Origin of the sequence: Rhodococcus sp. USK10 (assembly GCF_019378875.1) — a bacterium.
GTDB classification, from domain to species: domain Bacteria; phylum Actinomycetota; class Actinomycetes; order Mycobacteriales; family Mycobacteriaceae; genus Rhodococcus_F; species Rhodococcus_F pseudokoreensis.
Genome location: NZ_CP076048.1, coordinates 1,919,881 through 1,936,790 on the forward strand (window position 1 = coordinate 1,919,881; position 16,910 = coordinate 1,936,790).

Consider the following 16,910-nt stretch of genomic DNA (forward strand, 5'->3'; position numbering starts at 1 on the left):
GCCCGGGGGGCGACATGACGGCGCCCCCCGGGCCGATCTCTGCAAGGAGGTTCGCACCATGCCCCCACGTTCGATCCTGCACGCGCCCCCGACGGCCGACGCCGAACGACTGCTCGGCGCGCTCGCCCGCGACATTCCCCTGGTCTGCGGAATCGTCAACGCGACCCCGGATTCGTTCTCGGACGGCGGCCGCTACCGCGATCCCGCACGGGCGGTCGATCACGGGTTGTCGCTCGTCGCCGAGGGCGCCGATCTCCTCGACGTCGGCGGGGAGTCGACCCGGCCCGGATCGACACCACCGTCGGTGTCCGACGAGGTCGAGCGGGTGGTTCCCGTGGTCGAGGCCCTCGCCCGGCACACGTCGGTGCCGATCTCGGTCGACACCTCACGTCCCGAGGTGATGCGCGAGGCCGTCGCCGCCGGCGCGTCGATGATCAACGACGTTCGCGCCCTGCGACTGCCCGGCGCCCTGCAGGCCGCGGCGGACCTGCACGTCCCGGTCTGCCTGATGCACATGCTCGGGGATCCGGCGACGATGCAGGTCGCACCGCGATACCGGGACGTCGTGCACGAGGTCCGGGGTTTCCTCGTCGCCCGCCTCCAGGCGTGTCTCGAGGCCGGAATCCCGAGCGAGCACATCCTGCTCGATCCCGGCTTCGGATTCGGCAAGACCCTGGCACACAACCTTCGGCTGCTGTCCGAACTCCGGCAGATCACCGAGATCGGACTTCCGGTCATGGCGGGCCTGTCGAGGAAGGGCATGCTCGGGGCCATCACCGGCCGCGACGTCGACCACCGCCAGGCCGCTTCGGTGGCCGCCGCGATGGTCGCCGCCCAGAACGGCGCCGCGATCCTCCGCGTGCACGATGTCGCCGCCACGGTGGACGCGGTATCGGTATACCGCGCGCTCGTATATCGTGGTCCCGCCACCTCCAGTCACGTGCCGAATCGAGACCCCGCCCTGTGAACACTTCCGTGTCCGCCGCAGTGGGGCTCGCGACGCTCGACTCAGCTGACGTTCAGCTGATGGAGACGATGTATCACGATCCCCGCACCGGCTTGCGGCATCTCGACCGTCACCTGTCGCGTCTGGCCCACTCCGCGGCGGTCCTCGGATACGAGTTCGGGGAACGAGAGGTCCGGCGCCACCTCGCGCAACAACTGTCGTGCGCCGGAGCCGCCCGGGTCCGGGTGCGCCTGCACCGCGGCGGCGGGGTGGACGTCGACGTCTTCGCTCCGCCGGTCGCGCCTGCCTGCGTGTCCCTCGCCCTGGACGACGAGCCCGTCGACTCCCTCGACATCCTCCTCGGGCACAAGACGACGCTGCGTGAGCGGTACGACCGCCGGCGTCACCGCAATCCCGATGCCGACGACGTCGTGCTGGTCAACGAACTCGGGCACGTCACCGAGACCACGATCGCGAACCTCGCCGCCCGGATCGACGGCGTCTGGTGGACGCCGCCGTTGTCGTCGGGATGCCTGCCGGGTGTCGAGCGGTCGTGGCAGCTCGACCGCGGGTTGATGCGCGAGCGAATTCTCACGCCGAGCGACCTCCTGACCGCCGAGGCACTGGCCGTGACGAGTTCGCTCAAGGGTGTGCTGCCCGCCACCCTCCGGCCGTAGCCGCTCCCTTCCGAACCTTCCCCGGATCACCTCTTGACCCACCTCGACCGCTGACCTACCGTTATCGGCAACACTGATATATCAATATCCGACCTGTTTGATCACCAGTGAGATGTCCGCGACCCCACCGCCCGACTGTCAAAGGAAAAGGCATGAGAGCTCGACAGATTCCCTCGGATCGACGGTTCACGGCCACGCACAGCTGGCTGGCCCTCGCACCGGGACAGAACTTCTCCGACTTTCCGCTCCGCGCCGGCGTCACCGACCGCGCTCTCGACGACGTCGAGGTGGTCCGGCTGGAACTTCCGGCAGTCCGCAGCACGATCGAGGCAGGCGCCCCCTGCGCGCTGGTGTGGACGTCCGCGCGGACCGCCGTCACGGTGCACGCGCCGATCAGCGGACTCGTCACGATGACGAACGCCGACGCAGCCGAGAATCCGGCGCTCGTCGCCGACGACCCGTTCCACCGGGGCTGGCTGTTCGCAGTCCTGCCCTCGCCGACGTCGTCCGCGTACGGACTCCTCACACCCGCGCAATACGCGACCGAACTCAGCGAGGCGGTGTAACCACATGACCATCAGCGTGTTCGACCTGTTCTCCGTCGGTGTGGGCCCCTCCAGTTCGCACACCGTCGGACCCATGCGCGCGGCCGCGCGATTCGTGTCCGACCTGCACACGCTCGGCGCGTTCGAGGACGTCACCGATGTCCGCGTCGACCTGTACGGCTCGCTCGCCGCAACCGGCGCCGGCCACGGGACGATGTCCGCAGTCCTGCTCGGACTCGAGGGGTATCGACCCGAGACGATCGAAACCGAGGAGATGGAGCAGCGACTCGAGGCGATGCGGACCACGCGGCGCATCGCGCTCGGCGGCTCGCAGCACATCGCGCTGGCCGAGGACGAGATCGTCCTTCATCCGCTGACGATCCTGCCGTTCCACCCGAACGGGATGACGGTGACGGCCTATGCGGCCGGGGACGTGGAAATCCATCGGGAGACGTACTTCTCGATCGGTGGCGGGTTCGTGGTCACCGAAGCCGAGAGCACGGAACACCGGCCGGCGCCGGCGAGCGCGTCGTCGTTCGGGTCCGCGAAGGAACTCCTCGACATCTGCGCGCGGCACGGCTACCGCATCAGCCAGGTCATGCACGAGTTCGAGAGCGAAACCCGTTCGGCCGCGGAGATCCGTGACCGGCTGCTCCACATCCGCGACGTCATGGTCGAATGCGAGCGACGCGGCATCTCCCGCGACGGGCTCCTTCCCGGTGCGCTGCGCGTCCGGCGTCGCGCCCGGGACTGGTATCTCCGGCTCGATCAGGAAGACCCACAGCGTGATCCCGCGTTCGCAGAGGACTGGGTCAACCTCGTCGCGCTCGCGGTCAACGAGGAGAACGCGTCGGGTGGGCGCATCGTCACCGCCCCCACCAACGGCGCCGCGGGCATCATCCCCGCCGTCCTGCACTACGCCGTCCACTACACGCCCGCCGGCCGGGCCGACCCGGACGAGACCGCGGTCCGGTTCCTCCTCGCGGCCGGCGCGGTCGGATCCCTCTACAAGGAGCGGGCGTCGATCTCCGGCGCCGAAGTCGGCTGCCAGGGCGAGGTGGGCTCGGCGGCGTCGATGGCCGCCGCAGGACTGGCCGAGATCCTCGGCGGCACACCGGAACAGGTGGAGAACGCCGCGGAGATCGCCATGGAACACAGCCTCGGCCTCACCTGCGATCCCATCGAAGGCCTCGTCCAGATTCCGTGCATCGAGAGGAACGCGATCTCGGCAGGCAAGGCCATCAACGCCGCCCGGATGGCCCTGCGCGGCGACGGGACCCACCGCGTCAGCCTGGACCAGGTGATCGAGACGATGCGCTCGACCGGCGCCGACATGCTGTCGAAGTACAAGGAGACGTCCACCGGTGGTCTCGCCGTCAACGTCCCCGTCAACTACGTCGAGTGCTGACATGATCACAGACGAACTCCGCCTACTCCCCGCCCGCGCCGCTCATTTCATCCGGCAGCACCCGGTTCCGGCGCGCGGCGCGTACGCGCCGGAGACCCGACTGTCGGTGCTCGACATTCTCGTGCATTGCGCGCCGGTGCGCGGCGACGCGTTCGTCGCATTCCAGTTACTGAGCCGAAGCGCCCTGCCGGACTCGTACCTTCTCCGCCTCGATGTGCTGGACGACGCGCTGTCCGCCCTCGACTCGTTCACCGTGACCGAGGACGAATGCGAACAGGCCTTCGGTCCGAACTGGGACGACGTCGTGCGGCACGCCGTCGATGCGGCAGCACTCGTCGACGAACGGTTCGGAGCACTGACGCGGACGAGCAGCGCCGTCGACGGCCGCCGGCGGCTCGGCGCCTGGATCTGCGCACGAGACGCGGCGTCGGAAGCCGGCCGGATCAGGTCCTGGTACCGCGCCCAGGACGCCGCGTGGGAACGCCACTACATGGACGGGGTGCCCCTGCGCGAGGACGAGCGGATGCGTGCCGATCTCGCGACCGCCGTGCGCGACGCGGCGGCTGCGCACGCGGTGTCGGATCTCGTCGGAACACACGATTTCACCAGGGCACACTACGAAACCCTGCTGGAACCGTGGCGCCTCTGTTCGCCGGAGGGCGCTAGTGGACTGCCGCGAGCACTGCATCGGTGAACGTCCGCGGCAGGCCCTGATGACCGCTCTCCCGCAGCGCCGACAGCGCTGCGACGACGTTCGGGCCGCCGTCGGGTAGGAATCGGATCAGTTCGTGCCGAGCGCACTCCACTGCCGCGGGAAGAAGCGTCGCCTGCGCCTCGTCACGACGTCCGGCCGCCCAGAGACACGACACCAGCAACCGGACCGCCTGCAGCCCGGCCCGGCGCCGCCCGGTGCCGTCGAGTTGCCGCACCCAGTCGTTCGCCCACTCGCACGCCCGATCCGCGGCCGCCGAATCGCCCTGCGCCGCGAGCAACATGATGGCCGCCTCTTCCTCGAGCTGCGCCGTCGCCAGGTCGAGCCCGTCCGTCGGGGTACGCCGGGTCTCGCGCGTGACGGGCACGAACCCGGGCGCCGGGGGCAGCCCGATCCGCACCCGCTCGTTGTCGACGGCGGCCCGCAGACGAGGCAGGGAGAACGTCTCGGCGGTCCGCACCCCCTCGTCGAGCTGTCGTGCCGCGGCGCCGGGATCGCCACGCAACGCCATGATCCGCCCCCTGAGGCAGTAGTGCCGGATCATGAAATCCGCTGCGCCACCGAGCGCGGCGGGGTCGAACGTCTCGTTGAGCAACTCGTCCGCTTCGTCGATCCGGCCCTGCTCGTAGTGGACTTCGGCGAGAAGCGTGCGCGTGAGCCGCGCATGCTGCGACTGCGTGTTCTCCGCCTCCCGGACCAGCCGGCACGCCTTGCGGTACAGCTCCATCGCACCGCCGACGTCGAGCTGTTCGAACTTCGCGAGCCCGGCAAAGCAGTATCCGTACGCGACGGAGTACGGCCCCGTGTTCTGCCGGTGGTACGGGGCCGCCCAGCTCTGCCTGCGGTACGCGTCCTCGAACCGGAATTCACACGTGTCCACGAACGTCTCGATGAGAGCGGCCATCGACACCACGAAGGGGTGATACTCCGTGGGACGGGCGAGGCATTCGGCGACGAGCTCGCGCACACCCTCGATGCGGTCGGCGGTCGCCTCGATGTCGGCCTGCAGGACATCCGCTTCCACCCGGAGCTGGGCGGCGTGACTCTCGGACATCTCCCCGGCGTCGATCTGCTCGAGTGCGCGGGTTCGGGCGGCCTGCGCGAGTTCGAGTCGCTGAAGTTCGCAGTTCGCCCATCCGATAGTGAGCTGCAGCCGCGGGCTGGCGGCCACCAGGTCGGCGGGCAGTTTCCCGATCAGGCCGAGCAGCGTCGACATCTGTGACCGATCGAGAAGGTAGAGGTCGTCCTCCTCGAGCAGTTCCACCGCGCGCTGCGGTTCACCGGCCGCGAGGATGTGGTCGACGGCCTCGCCCAGCAGGTGCCGCTCCCGGAACCAGTCGTACGCCCGGCGGTGCAGATCGGTGATGCGCCCGGGGTGATCCCGCTCGAGGCGCTGATGAAGGATCTGGGCGAACAGGTGGTGATAGCGATACCACTGACGGTCGTCCCCCGTCCTGCCGAGGAACAGATCGCGTGCGGCGACCTGTTCGAGTCTCGCCTGCCCGTCCCGCACACCGCCCAGCGCCGACGCCAGGTCGCCGCACACCTTGTCCGGAACCGAGGTGGCGAGCATGAAATCGAGCATGTCCGGCTCGAGGGCGTCGAGCACGTTCTCGGCGAGATACTCGCCGATGGCGTCGGTGCCCGTCCGCAGCTGTTCGATCAGGTTCTCCGGACTTCCGGCTTCCCGCAACGACAACGAGGCCAACTGCAGTGCCGCGATCCAGCCGTCGGTCGATTCCCGGAGTTGCTCGACCTCGGTGTCCTTCAGTGGAACCTGCACCCGGCCCGACAGGAAGTTCTGCGATTCATCGAAATCGAAACACAGTTCTTCGGAGGCTATTTCGTTGAGTTCGTCGAGCACCCGCATCCGGCTCAGGGGCAGCCCCGACCGGCTTCTGCTCGCCACGACGATCTTCAGGTGGTGACAGCCGTTGTCGAGGAGGAACGTCATCGCCTCGATCGACCCGGGGTCGGAGATGCGATGCCAGTCGTCGATCACGACGACCAGCGCGTCCTCGCTGTCGTGAAGCCGGTTGATCAGCGACGTGAGGACGAACCGTTCGACCGCCTCCCCGTGTTCTTCCAGGGACTGCCCCAGGTCGGTGACGACGTCCGGGCGGACCCGCCGGACCGCCTCGACCAGATGGGAGAGAAACCACACCACGTTGTTGTCGTCCCGGTCCACAGTCAGCCACGCGACCGCGGTCCCGGCCTCGACCAGGTCGTCGCGCCACTGGGCGACGAGACTGCTCTTGCCGAACCCGGCCGGCGCGTGGACGAGTGTCAGCCTGCGGTCCCGTCCCGCGCGCAGGGCGGCGAGCAGCCGGCGGCGGGGCACGAGCTGCCGGGTGGTCGTGGGTGGGCGGAACTTCGTCACCGGCGCGGGCGGAGTCGGCGGCGTCCGCACGTTGTACGGGAGCCCGGTGCCGCGGGACCGGATGGATTCGCCGGCATGGTCGTGAGATTGCTCGGGTGCCCGCTGAATCGGGATGTACATGTCGTCGACGGTCACACCGTTGCGTCGCTCGACCGCGCGAAGCTCGTTGCCGAAGTCCGCGGCAGCGCCCGGCCTGTCCTCGACCGCGCGAGACATGGCATGTTCGACCGCGCTACACACGTCACCGGGGATTCCGGCATCCCGCAGATCGGGAACCGCCTGTGTGGAAATCCGCAGGAACTGACCGACTACCTGTTCACCGCTGCGGCGCTCGTACGCGGCATGACCGGTCAGCGCGCAGAACAGGGTGGACCCGAGGCTGTACACGTCCGACTCCACCGTCGGCGGCCTGCCTTCGAGTACCTCGGGCGCAGTGAACGCCGGGGAGCCGGTGATCGACCCTGCCGTCGTCTCGAATCCACCCGAGACACGGGCGATGCCGAAGTCGGTCAACTGCGGTTCGTCGTATTCGGTGAGCAGGATGTTCGCCGGCTTGACGTCGCGGTGCAGCATCCCACCGCGGTGCGCGGTCTCGAGGGCGCCGGAGATCTTGATCCCGAGCCGCAGCACCTCCTGCCACCCGAGAGGCCCCGAACGACGGATCTGCGCGTCGAGGGAACCGAACGAGTGGTACGGCATGACGAGAAACGGGCGACCGCTCCGGGTGACCCCGACCTGGTAGACGGCGACGATGTTCGGGTGCCCGGACGTCCGGCCCATCGCCCGTTGCTCCCGCACGAACCTCGTCACGTTGTCGGGATCGAGGTTCGACGTCAGGACTTTGACGGCGACCGTGCGATCGAGGTCTTCCTGCAGGCAGCGGTACACGACCCCGAACCCGCCGCGGCCGATTTCCACGGCATCGTCGAACCCTGCCGCTGCCAGCTCGGACGTGATCTCCGGCTGGCGCTGGGTTGCCCACGGATCGTCGTTCGCCATCGGCCTGCACCACCTCCGACACGCTCCACCCAGGATAGTCCGCGGGGACACCCGGAGATCGGGTCGTCAGTCGCGCGTCGCGGCGGGGGCACCGAGCCGCGCGGACACCGTGCGGGCCGACTCGGCGACGATGCGGCCGAGCGAGTCGAGCATGGTGTGGGGAACCCGGAACCGGGGTGCGGAAAGCATCACCGCGCCGACGAGGACGCCGCGGTGGTCGTGGACCGGCGCCGAGATGCCGACCTCCTCGATCGACGTCCGGCCGTCGTTGACGGCGTACCCGCGATCGCGGATCTCGCCCAGCTCGTCGAGGTACTCGCCCACGGAGTCGACGTCGTCCGGCCCCAGCAGCAGCCGCCGTTCGAACAGCCGCTCCACCTCGGCGCGCGGCATGTCGGACAGGAAGACCTGGACCGACGAACTCGCGTACGTGTCGTATCGCGTGCCGACCGCGGCCGTGTGCTTGACCTGCTTGGGACTCGGAACCTGTTCGACGACGACGGATTCGTGGCCGTTCCACACCATCAGGGCACTCGTCTCCTCGGTCCGCCGCGTCAAGCCTTCGAGTTCGGGCAGCGCCACCCGCCGAACGTCGAGGTTCGCCAGCAACGGCCCGGCCAGGCCGATCACGCCGAGACCGAGCCGGTACCGCCCGGTCCCCTCCTCCCGTTCGACGTAGCCGGCTTTCTCGAGGGTCGCGAGCATCCGGGACACACTGCTCTTGTGTAGATCGACCTTCCGCGCGATCTCGGTGACGCCGAGCACCGGTTCGGTGATCGAGAACGCCTCCAGAACGCGCAGCCCGTTGAGCAGAACCGACGGCGACGGCTTCGTGTCACCGTTCTGATCGCCGAGTTGATCGACGTCGTCCACACTCATGTCCGCTGCGCTCCTTCGACTCGGCTGGTACTTCTGCCGACCCTGCCACACCTGCGGCAGGGTCGGCGTACCGGTCAGACGCCGAGGATGTTGTGTTCGGGTCCGAACGGGAACCGGGTGATGTTCTCCGCGTCGTCCTCGCCGACGACCAGGATGTCGTGTTCACGGTAGCCACCGGCACCGGGCATTCCCTCGGGAACCATGATCATCGGTTCCATCGACACGACCATGCCGGGTTCGAGGACGGTGTCGATGTCCTCGCGCAGCTCGAGGCCCGCCTCGCGCCCGTAGTAGTGCGAGAGCACGCCGAAGGAGTGCCCGTATCCGAACGTGCGGTTCGGCAGCAGACCCTCGGCCTCGTAGATCTCGTTCAGCTCAGCGGCGATGTCCTTGCAGATCGCGCCCGGCTTGATGAGCTCGAGGCCGCGGCGATGGACCTTGACGTTGACCTCCCACAGTCGTAGATGTTCCGCCGACGGCTCACCGTAGAACAGCGTGCGCTCGAGCGCCGTGTAGTAGCCGGCGATCATCGGGAAACAGTTCAGCGACAGGATGTCTCCGCGCTCGACGCGACGGCTGGTAGCCCAGTTGTGGGCACCGTCGGTGTTGATACCCGACTGGAACCACACCCACGTGTCGCGCAGTTCGGCGTGTGGGAAGGTGGCCGCGATCTCCCGGATCATCGCGTTCGACCCGGCGATCGCCACCTCGTACTCCGGGACGCCCTCTGTGACGGCGTCGCGGATGGCCTCGCCGCCCAGGTCGCCGATCCGGGCGCCGTGTTTGATCAGTTCGATCTCCTCGGGCGACTTCACCATGCGCTGCCGCATCGTGGCCTTGGCGACATCGGCGAACGTCATTCCCGGCAGGACCGCGGCGACGCGGGACCGCAGGTCTGGGGTGAGGTGGTCGTCCTCGACACCGAGCATGCCGCGCGAGATGCCCTGGTTCGCCAGCACCTGCTGCACGGCGTACTCGAAGTTGTCGCGGCGCCAGTCGGTGTAGACGACGTTCTCGCCGAACGTGCGCCGCCACGGCATGCCGGCGTCGATGTTCGCGGACACGGTGGTCGAGCTGTCCTGGGTGACGACGAGGGCGTAGGGGCGGCCGAACGCGGTGTAGAGGAAGTCGGAGTAGTAGTTGATGTTGTGGTAGCTGGTGAACAGCACGGCGACAACCCCGTTGTCCGCCATGTGCTTACGCAGGGCGACGAGCCTGCGGTCCATTTCCACCGGGGAGAACGTGGGAACGACCTTCTCGCCGTTGGGGATGCTCTTGATGCGCTCGAGGTTCATGGTGCTCCTTGTCGAGTTGCCGGCGGCATCGGGTGATGCCGCAAGTGGTGGGTGAACGGGTGGTCAGGTGTCGGCAAGTGGGCGCTGGGAGGTTTCGCGCGCCATCAGCATCGAGCCCATCGCGACGAGGGCTGCGGCGACGAGGTACCAGGCGGGCGCCAGTGGGTTGCCGGTGACCTCGATCAGCAGGGTGGCGACGAACGGCGCGGTGCCGCCGAACAGGGCATTGGCAGTGTTGAAGCTGAAGGCGAACCCGCTGTAGCGGACCTGGGTGGGGAAGATCTCGGATAGAAAGGTCGGGAGCGTGCCGTCGTTCATCGTGAGGAACGCGCACAGCACGATCTGGATGACGACGACACCGACGATCCCGGCGACTCCGAGCACACTGAACAACGGGACGGTGAACACGGCGAAGCAGATCGACGCGCCGATGAGAACTCGCTTGCGGCCGAATCGATCCGAGAGCGCACCCATCCCGAAGATGAAGACGATGTAGCAGGCGAGGGCGATCGACGCGGCGACGAACGAGGCCGTGTGCCCGACGTGCAACACCTCCGACAGGTAGGTCGGCATGTAGCTGAGGATCAGGTAGAAGCCGACCGCGTTGAGGCACGTGACCCCGAACGCGATGACGATCGCACGTCGATGATGGGTGAACAGGATCGACAGCGGCGCGTTGGCCTCCACTTTCTGTTCCATTTCCTGGAACTTCGGGGTGTCCTCGAGCTTCAACCGGATGTAGCGGCCGATCAGACCCATCGGCGCCGCGAGCAGGAACGGCAACCGCCAGCCCCATCCGTTGAGCTGTTCCGTCGAGAGCACCGCGGTGAGCAGTGCCGCGATCAACGACCCGAACAGAAGTCCGGCGGCGGTGGACGCGGGTACCACACTGGTGAAGAGGCCTCGCTTGCGGTCCGGGGCGTATTCGGCGAGAAACGCCGAGGCGCCCGCATATTCGCCGGCGGCCGAGAATCCCTGCACCATGCGGACGAGCAGCAGCAGGACCGGCGCGAGGTACCCGATCTGATCGAAGCCGGGGATCAGGCCGATACAGAACGTCGACGCCGACATGATGAGGATCGACAGCGACAACGCGGTGCGGCGGCCGATCTTGTCCCCGAAGTGACCCCAGACCAGGCCGCCGATCGGGCGGATGACGAACGAGATGGCGAAGACGGCGAACGTGGCCAGCAGGCCCGTCGTGGGCGCGGCCTCGGGGAAGAAGACCACCGCGATAACCGTTGCAAGATAACCATATACGGCGTAATCGAACCACTCGACGAAGTTGCCGACGAAGCTCGCCGCGACGACGCGCCGGAGAACTCGGGGCGAGGGGTTCACCGCACCGGCCTCTTCCGATTGCGGCGCAGCTGAGGGGGAATTGAGGTTTTGGGCCATGCCCACTCCTTCTCGGGGCGTCGGCGCCTGCCGACTGCGACGAATGGCTGTTGTTGCTTTCACTGCAACTGCGATTCGTTCAGTGACGATATTGTGTGCACCATCACATGTCAACGGGGTGTGTTGTCACCACATTCGAATCACGATTGCAATGACTGCACCAGGACTGAAACTGCAGTAAACACGGCAGGTCGGAGACTGCGCCACCCAGATGCACGATTCCCGGCGAAGTTCACGTGAATGCAACGCTGTTGCAACAGGCGATCCTTTGCGCGGGTTCCGGCGACCCCGAAGGTTGTCAGTTGGCGTCGACCACACCACCGAGGTAGAGGCGCGTCGCGAGGTGCACGGCGGCAAGCCGCGGCGAACCCGTCGGATCCTCGCCGAGCAGTGCGAAGATCTGCTCGAGCCGCTGGTACAGCGTCTGGCGCTGCACGTGCAGCCGGGCCGCCGCCTCGGTCTTGTTGCACCCGCACTGCAGGTAGACGTCCAACGTGTCGATCAGGCGGCGACCACGTTCTGCACCCACCGCGAGGAGGGGCCCGAGGACTTCCCGGACAAACGCGGCCAGCAACACAGGATCGCCGATCCGCCGGACCAGGCGTTCGACAACGAGTTCCGCGGCGACCACCACGGTATCGGCGATACCCAGATCGCCTGCGAGGTCGAGCACGAACCGCGCCTCCGCCAGCGTCCCGGGCAATCCGGTCAGACCGGTGACCACCGGCCCCACCGCCACCCGGGACTGCTCCGCCCGGGACGTCGTGCGCAACGACTCGACCAGTGCAGCGCACGACCCCGACCGGTCGTCGGCCCGAACAGCGACGATCGCGTGCAACTCGTCGCCGGCCACGGACGACACCGTTCCGGCCGAGTACCGATGCAGCGCCGCGTCGACAGCGGCGAGAGCCACGGGACCGTCGACCGAACGACCGACGACCCCGACGTACGACACCCCGTCGGCCAGCCCCGCCGCGCGGGCTGCCGCAACGAGACGCTCGGGCGCGGGATTCGGCTGGCCGACGATCCGCAGCAACGCCTGCGCGGCGCGAACCGCGGCCGACGGCGGAAAGGATCGCAGAAGCGAGATCGCCAGCGCTGCCGGCGCTCGCTCGACGATCGCCTCCGCAGTGACGTGATCGGCCGGGTCGTCCGGAGACACCACGAGCGTGGCGACGCCGACACCCTGCACCACCACCGGTACCGAGATGGCAGAAGTGGCGATCTCGTTCCCGAGGGCCGCGATCACGTCGCCGGCCGCGTCGAGCAGGGTCACATCGCCGGGCAGGAGTCGCGCAAGCACCGCGAGCAACTCGTCGGGACCGCCACCGCGCGCCAGTTCCTCCGACAACGCGTGCGCGACAGAGTCACCACGACGCAGCCGCTGCACCGATTCGTTGACCAGCAGGCCGTTGATCGCCTCGGCCACCTCGACGAACGGCACAACGCCCCGCAACTCCACCACCGGCAACCCCGCCGCCGACGCCTCCTCGACCAGTTCCGTGGGGATCCGCGGCAGTTGCGACCCCGTCTCGATAGCCACTCCGGCGACGCGGCGAGCCGACAATTCACGCACGTACCGCCGCAGTCGGTCCGGATCGGCGGACGCGAGCGCGAACCCTGCAGTCAGCAGCAGTTCGCCGCCGCGAAGAAGGTGCGCGATGTCGATGACCTCGCTCGAATGCACCCACCGCACCGGCTGCGTCAGCAGGTGGGCTCCGACACGGACGACGGGGCGTCCGGCAGCCAGGCTCGGGTGTGCGAGGACGTCGGCTAACGACAGCGGCATGACATTCCGTTCGTTGACAATCCGATTTTATTGGCAAAGTGTAAATGGTGTGATGCGGGTCACGCACCGGAAGATGGGAAGCCCACAAGGCCTCACCAAGGGAGTCCGATGGTCACGAACATTCCCACCGACAGTCCCCACATTCACGACGTCGAAGAAGTACTGCAACCCATCCCCGAGGAAGCGCGCACGACGCGTGTCTCCGGCCAGTTCTGGATCTGGGCGGGGGCAAATATTGCGCCCATCAACTGGGTTCTCGGCGCACTCGGCATCGGTCTCGGACTGGGTCTCCGCGACACCCTCATCGTTCTTGTCGCCGGAAACATCGTCGGCATGGCACTTTTCGGCGTTTTCGTTCTCATCGGCCAGCGTACCGGCGTCACCGGCATGGTGTTGTCGCGGGCGGCGTTCGGCCGGCGCGGCGCCTATCTGCCGGCCGCAATCCAGGCCTGCCTGGCCGTCGGGTGGTGCGCCGTGAACACCTGGATCGTCCTCGACCTGGTCATGGCACTGCTCGGCAAGTTGGACCTCGTCGACCCGCACGAGCGGAACCTGGCAGCGAAGGTCCTCGTCGGAGCGGTCATCATGACGATCCAGGTGACCATCGCGTGGTTCGGGTACCGCGTCATCGCCGCATTCGAGCGGTGGACGGTTCCCCCGACGCTGGCGGTACTGGTTCTGATGTCCGTCGTCGCCTGGTTCCACCTCGACATCGACTGGTCGTATGCCGGGCCCACCGGTGAAGTCCTGCACGGCGGCGCCCGGATCGCGGCCATGTCGACGGTGATGACCGTGATCGGAATCGGCTGGGGAATCACGTGGTTCACCTACGCCTGCGACTACTCACGGTTCGTGAGCCGGACGGTGTCGCGGCGCAAGCTGTACCTGACCAGCACCCTCGGCCAGTTCGTTCCCGTGGTGTGGCTCGGAGTACTCGGCGCCAGCCTCGCCACGACCAACGGTTCCGTGGACCCGGGTGAGCTGATCGTGTCGAATTTCGGCGCCCTGGCGCTGCCGGTGCTGTTCCTCGTCATTCACGGGCCGATCGCCACCAACATCCTCAACATCTACACGTTCTCGGTCGCCGCGCAGGCCCTCGACATCAAGGTGCACCGCCGGAAGCTGAACCTGCTGGTCGGCATGTTCGCCCTGGTCGTGGTCGTCTTCTTCATCTTCCAATCCAGCCTGGCCACCGTGCTGGAGACGTGGCTGGCGGCGATCGTGGCCTGGATCGCGAGCTGGGCAGGCATCATGCTCGTCCACTACTTCCGGGTCGAGAAACGACAGATCGACGCACGCCGGCTCTTCGACCCGATCGGATCCCGCCGACTGCCCGACGTCAACTGGACCACGATGGGATGCTTCGTCGCCGGAATCGCCGCGACGTGGCTGTTCATGTACGGCGCCACGAGCCTCACACAGGGATTCGCGGCACGCGCCCTCGGCGGGCTCGACCTGTCCTGGCTGGCAGGTGGCGGAGTCGCCGCCGCGCTCTACGCCGTCCTCGGCCCCCGCGCGCACCGCCCCTACCACATCACCGGTCAATCCCCGGCACGATCGGCCGCGACCACCGACTCCCCCGACGCCCTCACCGGCAATTGAACCTCGACACACCAGGAGCACTCGTGAACAACGATTTCACGTGGCCGGAGGGCCACACCGCAGCCGCCGCCTTCACTTTCGACGTCGATGCCGAATCCTGCGTCCTCGCCCACGATCCCACCTCGGCGAACCGAATGTCACTGATGAGCCACCAGTCCTACGGGCCCCGCGTCGGCGTCCCCCGCATTCTGCGACTGCTCGAGCGCCAGGGCGTGCATGCGACGTTCTTCGTGCCGGGATTCACCGCCGAGTGCTACCCCGACACGGTTCGCGCCATCATCGACGGCGGCCACGAGGTCGGGCACCACGGGTATCTGCACGAACCCATGAAAGGCCTCGACGCGGCCACCGAGGCACGCTACCTCGACCGGGGACTCGACGCGCTCGAAGAGGTCGCGGGCATCCGTCCCGTCGGCTATCGCGCACCCTGGTGGGAAATGAACTGGCACACACCCGAACTCCTCGCCGAACGAGGATTCGTCTACGACTCCAGCCTGCTCGACGGCGACGAACCCTACCTGATGGCGACCAGCCCGGAATCGGGGCGGACCCTGATCGAAATTCCCGTCGACTGGGCACTCGACGACTGGGAGCAATACGCGTTCTACCCGGGTGTCACCGGCAGCGGCGTCATCGAAAGTCCCGCCAAGGTCCTCGAGATGTGGACCCTGGAAGCGGAGGCCCAGCATACCGAAGGCGGGTGCTTCGTCCTCACAAACCACCCGTTCATCTCCGGACGGCCCTCCAAAGCGGCCGCACTCGAACGGCTCATCGAGAACGTCAAGGCAATGGACGGAATGTGGGTGACCACCCTCGGCGACATCGCCGCACACGCCCAGCGCGTCTGCACCGAACCCTTCACCCACACCCGATTCGAGATCCCCACCTTCCCCGACATACACATCCGACGGACTCCCCCGGCACCTGTCGAGGTCCGTTCCGATCGGTGAGGATCCTCAGTCGTCGACTTCTGCACCCGCAGGCGCACCCCTTCTGCGCAGACGCACCCCTTTTCGAGCCCCAGAACGGGTGCGGCTACCGAGAAGGGGTGCGTCTGTGCTTCGACCCCGCCGGTGTCGCCGTTCCCCGTGCGGCGCCGGGCGGTCGGCACTAAGTTCGGCGATGACGGTTGAGGTTCTACGCGAGGGGGCGGTCCGGCATGGGCAGGACGTATTTCAGGGCACTGGGTGCGGTCGCGTTGGCCGGAGGTGCCGCGCTCACTGCGGGCGCCGGCACGGCCGGGGCGGATGTGCTCACCGAGATCAACGGCTGCAGGATCGTGGCGAATCCGAGTCCCGAGGATCGCACGACCTGCCCGGGCGCGGATCTGAGTTCCGCGAACCTGGCGGGCCTGAACCTGAGCTTCGCCGACCTGGCGGGCGCGAACATGAAGCGGGCGAACCTCACCGGCACCAACTTCGCCGCCGCGGATCTGTCGCACGCCGACCTGAGTGACGCGAACATCACCGGCACGAACTTCACGGACTCGCAGCGCAACGCGGTGATCCTGTACAGCACGGACATCGACCTCTTCGGCACGATCGTCGGGGACCTGAACATCACGACCGAACCTGAATGGTCCACCGACGCCCACGAGCGCGCGCTCGCCTCGGTCGTGCCGGCGACACCGCAGGTCCCGTTGCCGTAATCCACCCCGCACCACCCACCCGGGCCGCGCACCTCGCGGCCCGGTTTTTGCGTGCCCGCACCCCTTGACATTGGATACTGCAACTATCCATTATTAGATAGTTCCAATATCCAATCTTCGGAGGCGTCAGATGACGACGATCGAACCCACCCGTTCGACGCACCACTACGACGGCGAACTGGTGGTCTTCCTGATCGGGATGACCATCAACCGGCCGTGGCGACCCGACCTGTGGCTGCCCACTCTCGTCGCGATGCCGAGAATGCTGCGCGAACTCTCGGAGGACCCCGATTCGGGTCTGCTGGGTTACCGCCTGACGTTCGAGGGACGCGGCCCGACGGTGATTCAGTACTGGAACTCCGTCGACAAGTTGTACGCCCACGCCAGTGACAGTCAGGCGAAGCACCGCCCGGCCTGGGCCGCGTTCAACCGGCGGGCCCGCAAGGCACCCGGAGCCGTCGGCGTCTGGCACGAGACCTACCCGGTGGACCGCGCCGAGTCGATCTACGTCGGCACACCGGCGATGGGCCTGGCCCGGGCGACCACCCGCGTGCCCGTCGCGCGGAAGTTCAGCGCCGCCCGCGACCGGCTGTTGCGCAGCGGTCACACCCACGAACACTGATCGATTCAGG

The 16,910-nt window shown here is 67.5% G+C and carries 14 protein-coding genes; 9 read left to right on the forward strand and 5 right to left on the reverse strand.

The window, feature by feature from the left end; translation table 11 throughout:
* Positions 1–58: 58 nt before the first annotated feature.
* The 5 genes from folP to I1A62_RS15895 all read left to right on the forward strand — a co-directional run bounded on the left by folP (position 59) and on the right by I1A62_RS15895 (position 4,270).
* Complete coding sequence (gene folP, locus I1A62_RS15875) at positions 59–967, forward strand: dihydropteroate synthase (RefSeq protein WP_219459118.1); 909 nt, start codon at positions 59–61, stop codon at positions 965–967.
* Complete coding sequence (locus I1A62_RS15880) at positions 964–1,623, forward strand: aminotransferase class IV (protein WP_219459119.1); 660 nt, start codon at positions 964–966, stop codon at positions 1,621–1,623. The genes folP and I1A62_RS15880 overlap by 4 nt, the downstream gene beginning before the upstream one ends.
* A gap of 152 nt (positions 1,624–1,775) precedes the next feature.
* Positions 1,776–2,189 (forward strand): glycine cleavage system protein H, encoded by a 414-nt coding sequence (locus I1A62_RS15885; protein ID WP_124389822.1) that lies wholly within the window; start codon positions 1,776–1,778, stop codon positions 2,187–2,189.
* A gap of 4 nt (positions 2,190–2,193) precedes the next feature.
* The gene (locus I1A62_RS15890; RefSeq protein ID WP_124389823.1) at positions 2,194–3,576 is read left to right on the forward strand and encodes an L-serine ammonia-lyase; all 1,383 of its coding nucleotides are present in this window, start codon (positions 2,194–2,196) and stop codon (positions 3,574–3,576) included.
* 1 nt (position 3,577) lies between these two features.
* Positions 3,578–4,270, forward strand: coding sequence for a hypothetical protein (locus I1A62_RS15895; protein WP_219459120.1), 693 nt, complete (start codon positions 3,578–3,580; stop codon positions 4,268–4,270).
* On the opposite strand, the gene I1A62_RS15900 is transcribed toward I1A62_RS15895, so the two are convergent.
* The 5 genes from I1A62_RS15900 to I1A62_RS15920 form a co-directional block, all read right to left on the reverse strand.
* Entirely contained in the window at positions 4,239–7,667 is a 3,429-nt protein-coding gene (locus tag I1A62_RS15900) for a serine/threonine-protein kinase (RefSeq protein WP_219459121.1), read from the reverse strand. The genes I1A62_RS15895 and I1A62_RS15900 overlap by 32 nt on opposite strands.
* A 66-nt stretch (positions 7,668–7,733) precedes the next feature.
* The gene (locus tag I1A62_RS15905) at positions 7,734–8,546 is read right to left on the reverse strand and encodes an IclR family transcriptional regulator (protein ID WP_219459122.1); all 813 of its coding nucleotides are present in this window, start codon (positions 8,544–8,546) and stop codon (positions 7,734–7,736) included.
* A gap of 74 nt (positions 8,547–8,620) precedes the next feature.
* Positions 8,621–9,841 (reverse strand): M24 family metallopeptidase, encoded by a 1,221-nt coding sequence (locus I1A62_RS15910; protein ID WP_219459123.1) that lies wholly within the window; start codon positions 9,839–9,841, stop codon positions 8,621–8,623.
* A 63-nt stretch (positions 9,842–9,904) separates the two neighbouring features.
* Positions 9,905–11,239: an MFS transporter gene (locus tag I1A62_RS15915; protein ID WP_219459124.1), complete on the reverse strand. Its 1,335-nt coding sequence runs from the start codon at positions 11,237–11,239 to the stop codon at positions 9,905–9,907.
* Positions 11,240–11,537: 298 nt separating this feature from the next.
* Complete coding sequence (locus tag I1A62_RS15920) at positions 11,538–13,028, reverse strand: PucR family transcriptional regulator (protein WP_219459125.1); 1,491 nt, start codon at positions 13,026–13,028, stop codon at positions 11,538–11,540.
* A gap of 108 nt (positions 13,029–13,136) precedes the next feature.
* Here I1A62_RS15920 and I1A62_RS15925 point away from each other — a divergent pair, with 108 nt between their 5' ends.
* The 4 genes from I1A62_RS15925 to I1A62_RS15940 all read left to right on the forward strand — a co-directional run bounded on the left by I1A62_RS15925 (position 13,137) and on the right by I1A62_RS15940 (position 16,900).
* Positions 13,137–14,630 (forward strand): cytosine permease, encoded by a 1,494-nt coding sequence (locus I1A62_RS15925; RefSeq protein WP_219459126.1) that lies wholly within the window; start codon positions 13,137–13,139, stop codon positions 14,628–14,630.
* Between the two features lie 23 nt (positions 14,631–14,653).
* The gene (locus tag I1A62_RS15930; protein ID WP_219459127.1) at positions 14,654–15,580 is read left to right on the forward strand and encodes a polysaccharide deacetylase; all 927 of its coding nucleotides are present in this window, start codon (positions 14,654–14,656) and stop codon (positions 15,578–15,580) included.
* A 209-nt stretch (positions 15,581–15,789) separates the two neighbouring features.
* The gene (locus I1A62_RS15935) at positions 15,790–16,278 is read left to right on the forward strand and encodes a pentapeptide repeat-containing protein (protein ID WP_219459128.1); all 489 of its coding nucleotides are present in this window, start codon (positions 15,790–15,792) and stop codon (positions 16,276–16,278) included.
* Between the two features lie 130 nt (positions 16,279–16,408).
* Positions 16,409–16,900, forward strand: coding sequence for a DUF4188 domain-containing protein (locus I1A62_RS15940; RefSeq protein WP_219459129.1), 492 nt, complete (start codon positions 16,409–16,411; stop codon positions 16,898–16,900).
* Positions 16,901–16,910: the final 10 nt, after the last annotated feature.

Coding starts and splice junctions, on each gene's coding strand:
- folP (WP_219459118.1), top strand. CDS start 59: ATGCCCCCACGTTCGATCCTGCACGCGCCCCCGACGGCCGACGCCGAA.
- I1A62_RS15885 (WP_124389822.1), top strand. CDS start 1,776: ATGAGAGCTCGACAGATTCCCTCGGATCGACGGTTCACGGCCACGCAC.
- I1A62_RS15890 (WP_124389823.1), top strand. CDS start 2,194: ATGACCATCAGCGTGTTCGACCTGTTCTCCGTCGGTGTGGGCCCCTCC.
- I1A62_RS15895 (WP_219459120.1), top strand. CDS start 3,578: ATGATCACAGACGAACTCCGCCTACTCCCCGCCCGCGCCGCTCATTTC.
- I1A62_RS15900 (WP_219459121.1), bottom strand. CDS start 7,667: ATGGCGAACGACGATCCGTGGGCAACCCAGCGCCAGCCGGAGATCACG.
- I1A62_RS15905 (WP_219459122.1), bottom strand. CDS start 8,546: ATGAGTGTGGACGACGTCGATCAACTCGGCGATCAGAACGGTGACACG.
- I1A62_RS15910 (WP_219459123.1), bottom strand. CDS start 9,841: ATGAACCTCGAGCGCATCAAGAGCATCCCCAACGGCGAGAAGGTCGTT.
- I1A62_RS15915 (WP_219459124.1), bottom strand. CDS start 11,239: ATGGCCCAAAACCTCAATTCCCCCTCAGCTGCGCCGCAATCGGAAGAG.
- I1A62_RS15920 (WP_219459125.1), bottom strand. CDS start 13,028: ATGCCGCTGTCGTTAGCCGACGTCCTCGCACACCCGAGCCTGGCTGCC.
- I1A62_RS15925 (WP_219459126.1), top strand. CDS start 13,137: ATGGTCACGAACATTCCCACCGACAGTCCCCACATTCACGACGTCGAA.
- I1A62_RS15935 (WP_219459128.1), top strand. CDS start 15,790: ATGGGCAGGACGTATTTCAGGGCACTGGGTGCGGTCGCGTTGGCCGGA.
- I1A62_RS15940 (WP_219459129.1), top strand. CDS start 16,409: ATGACGACGATCGAACCCACCCGTTCGACGCACCACTACGACGGCGAA.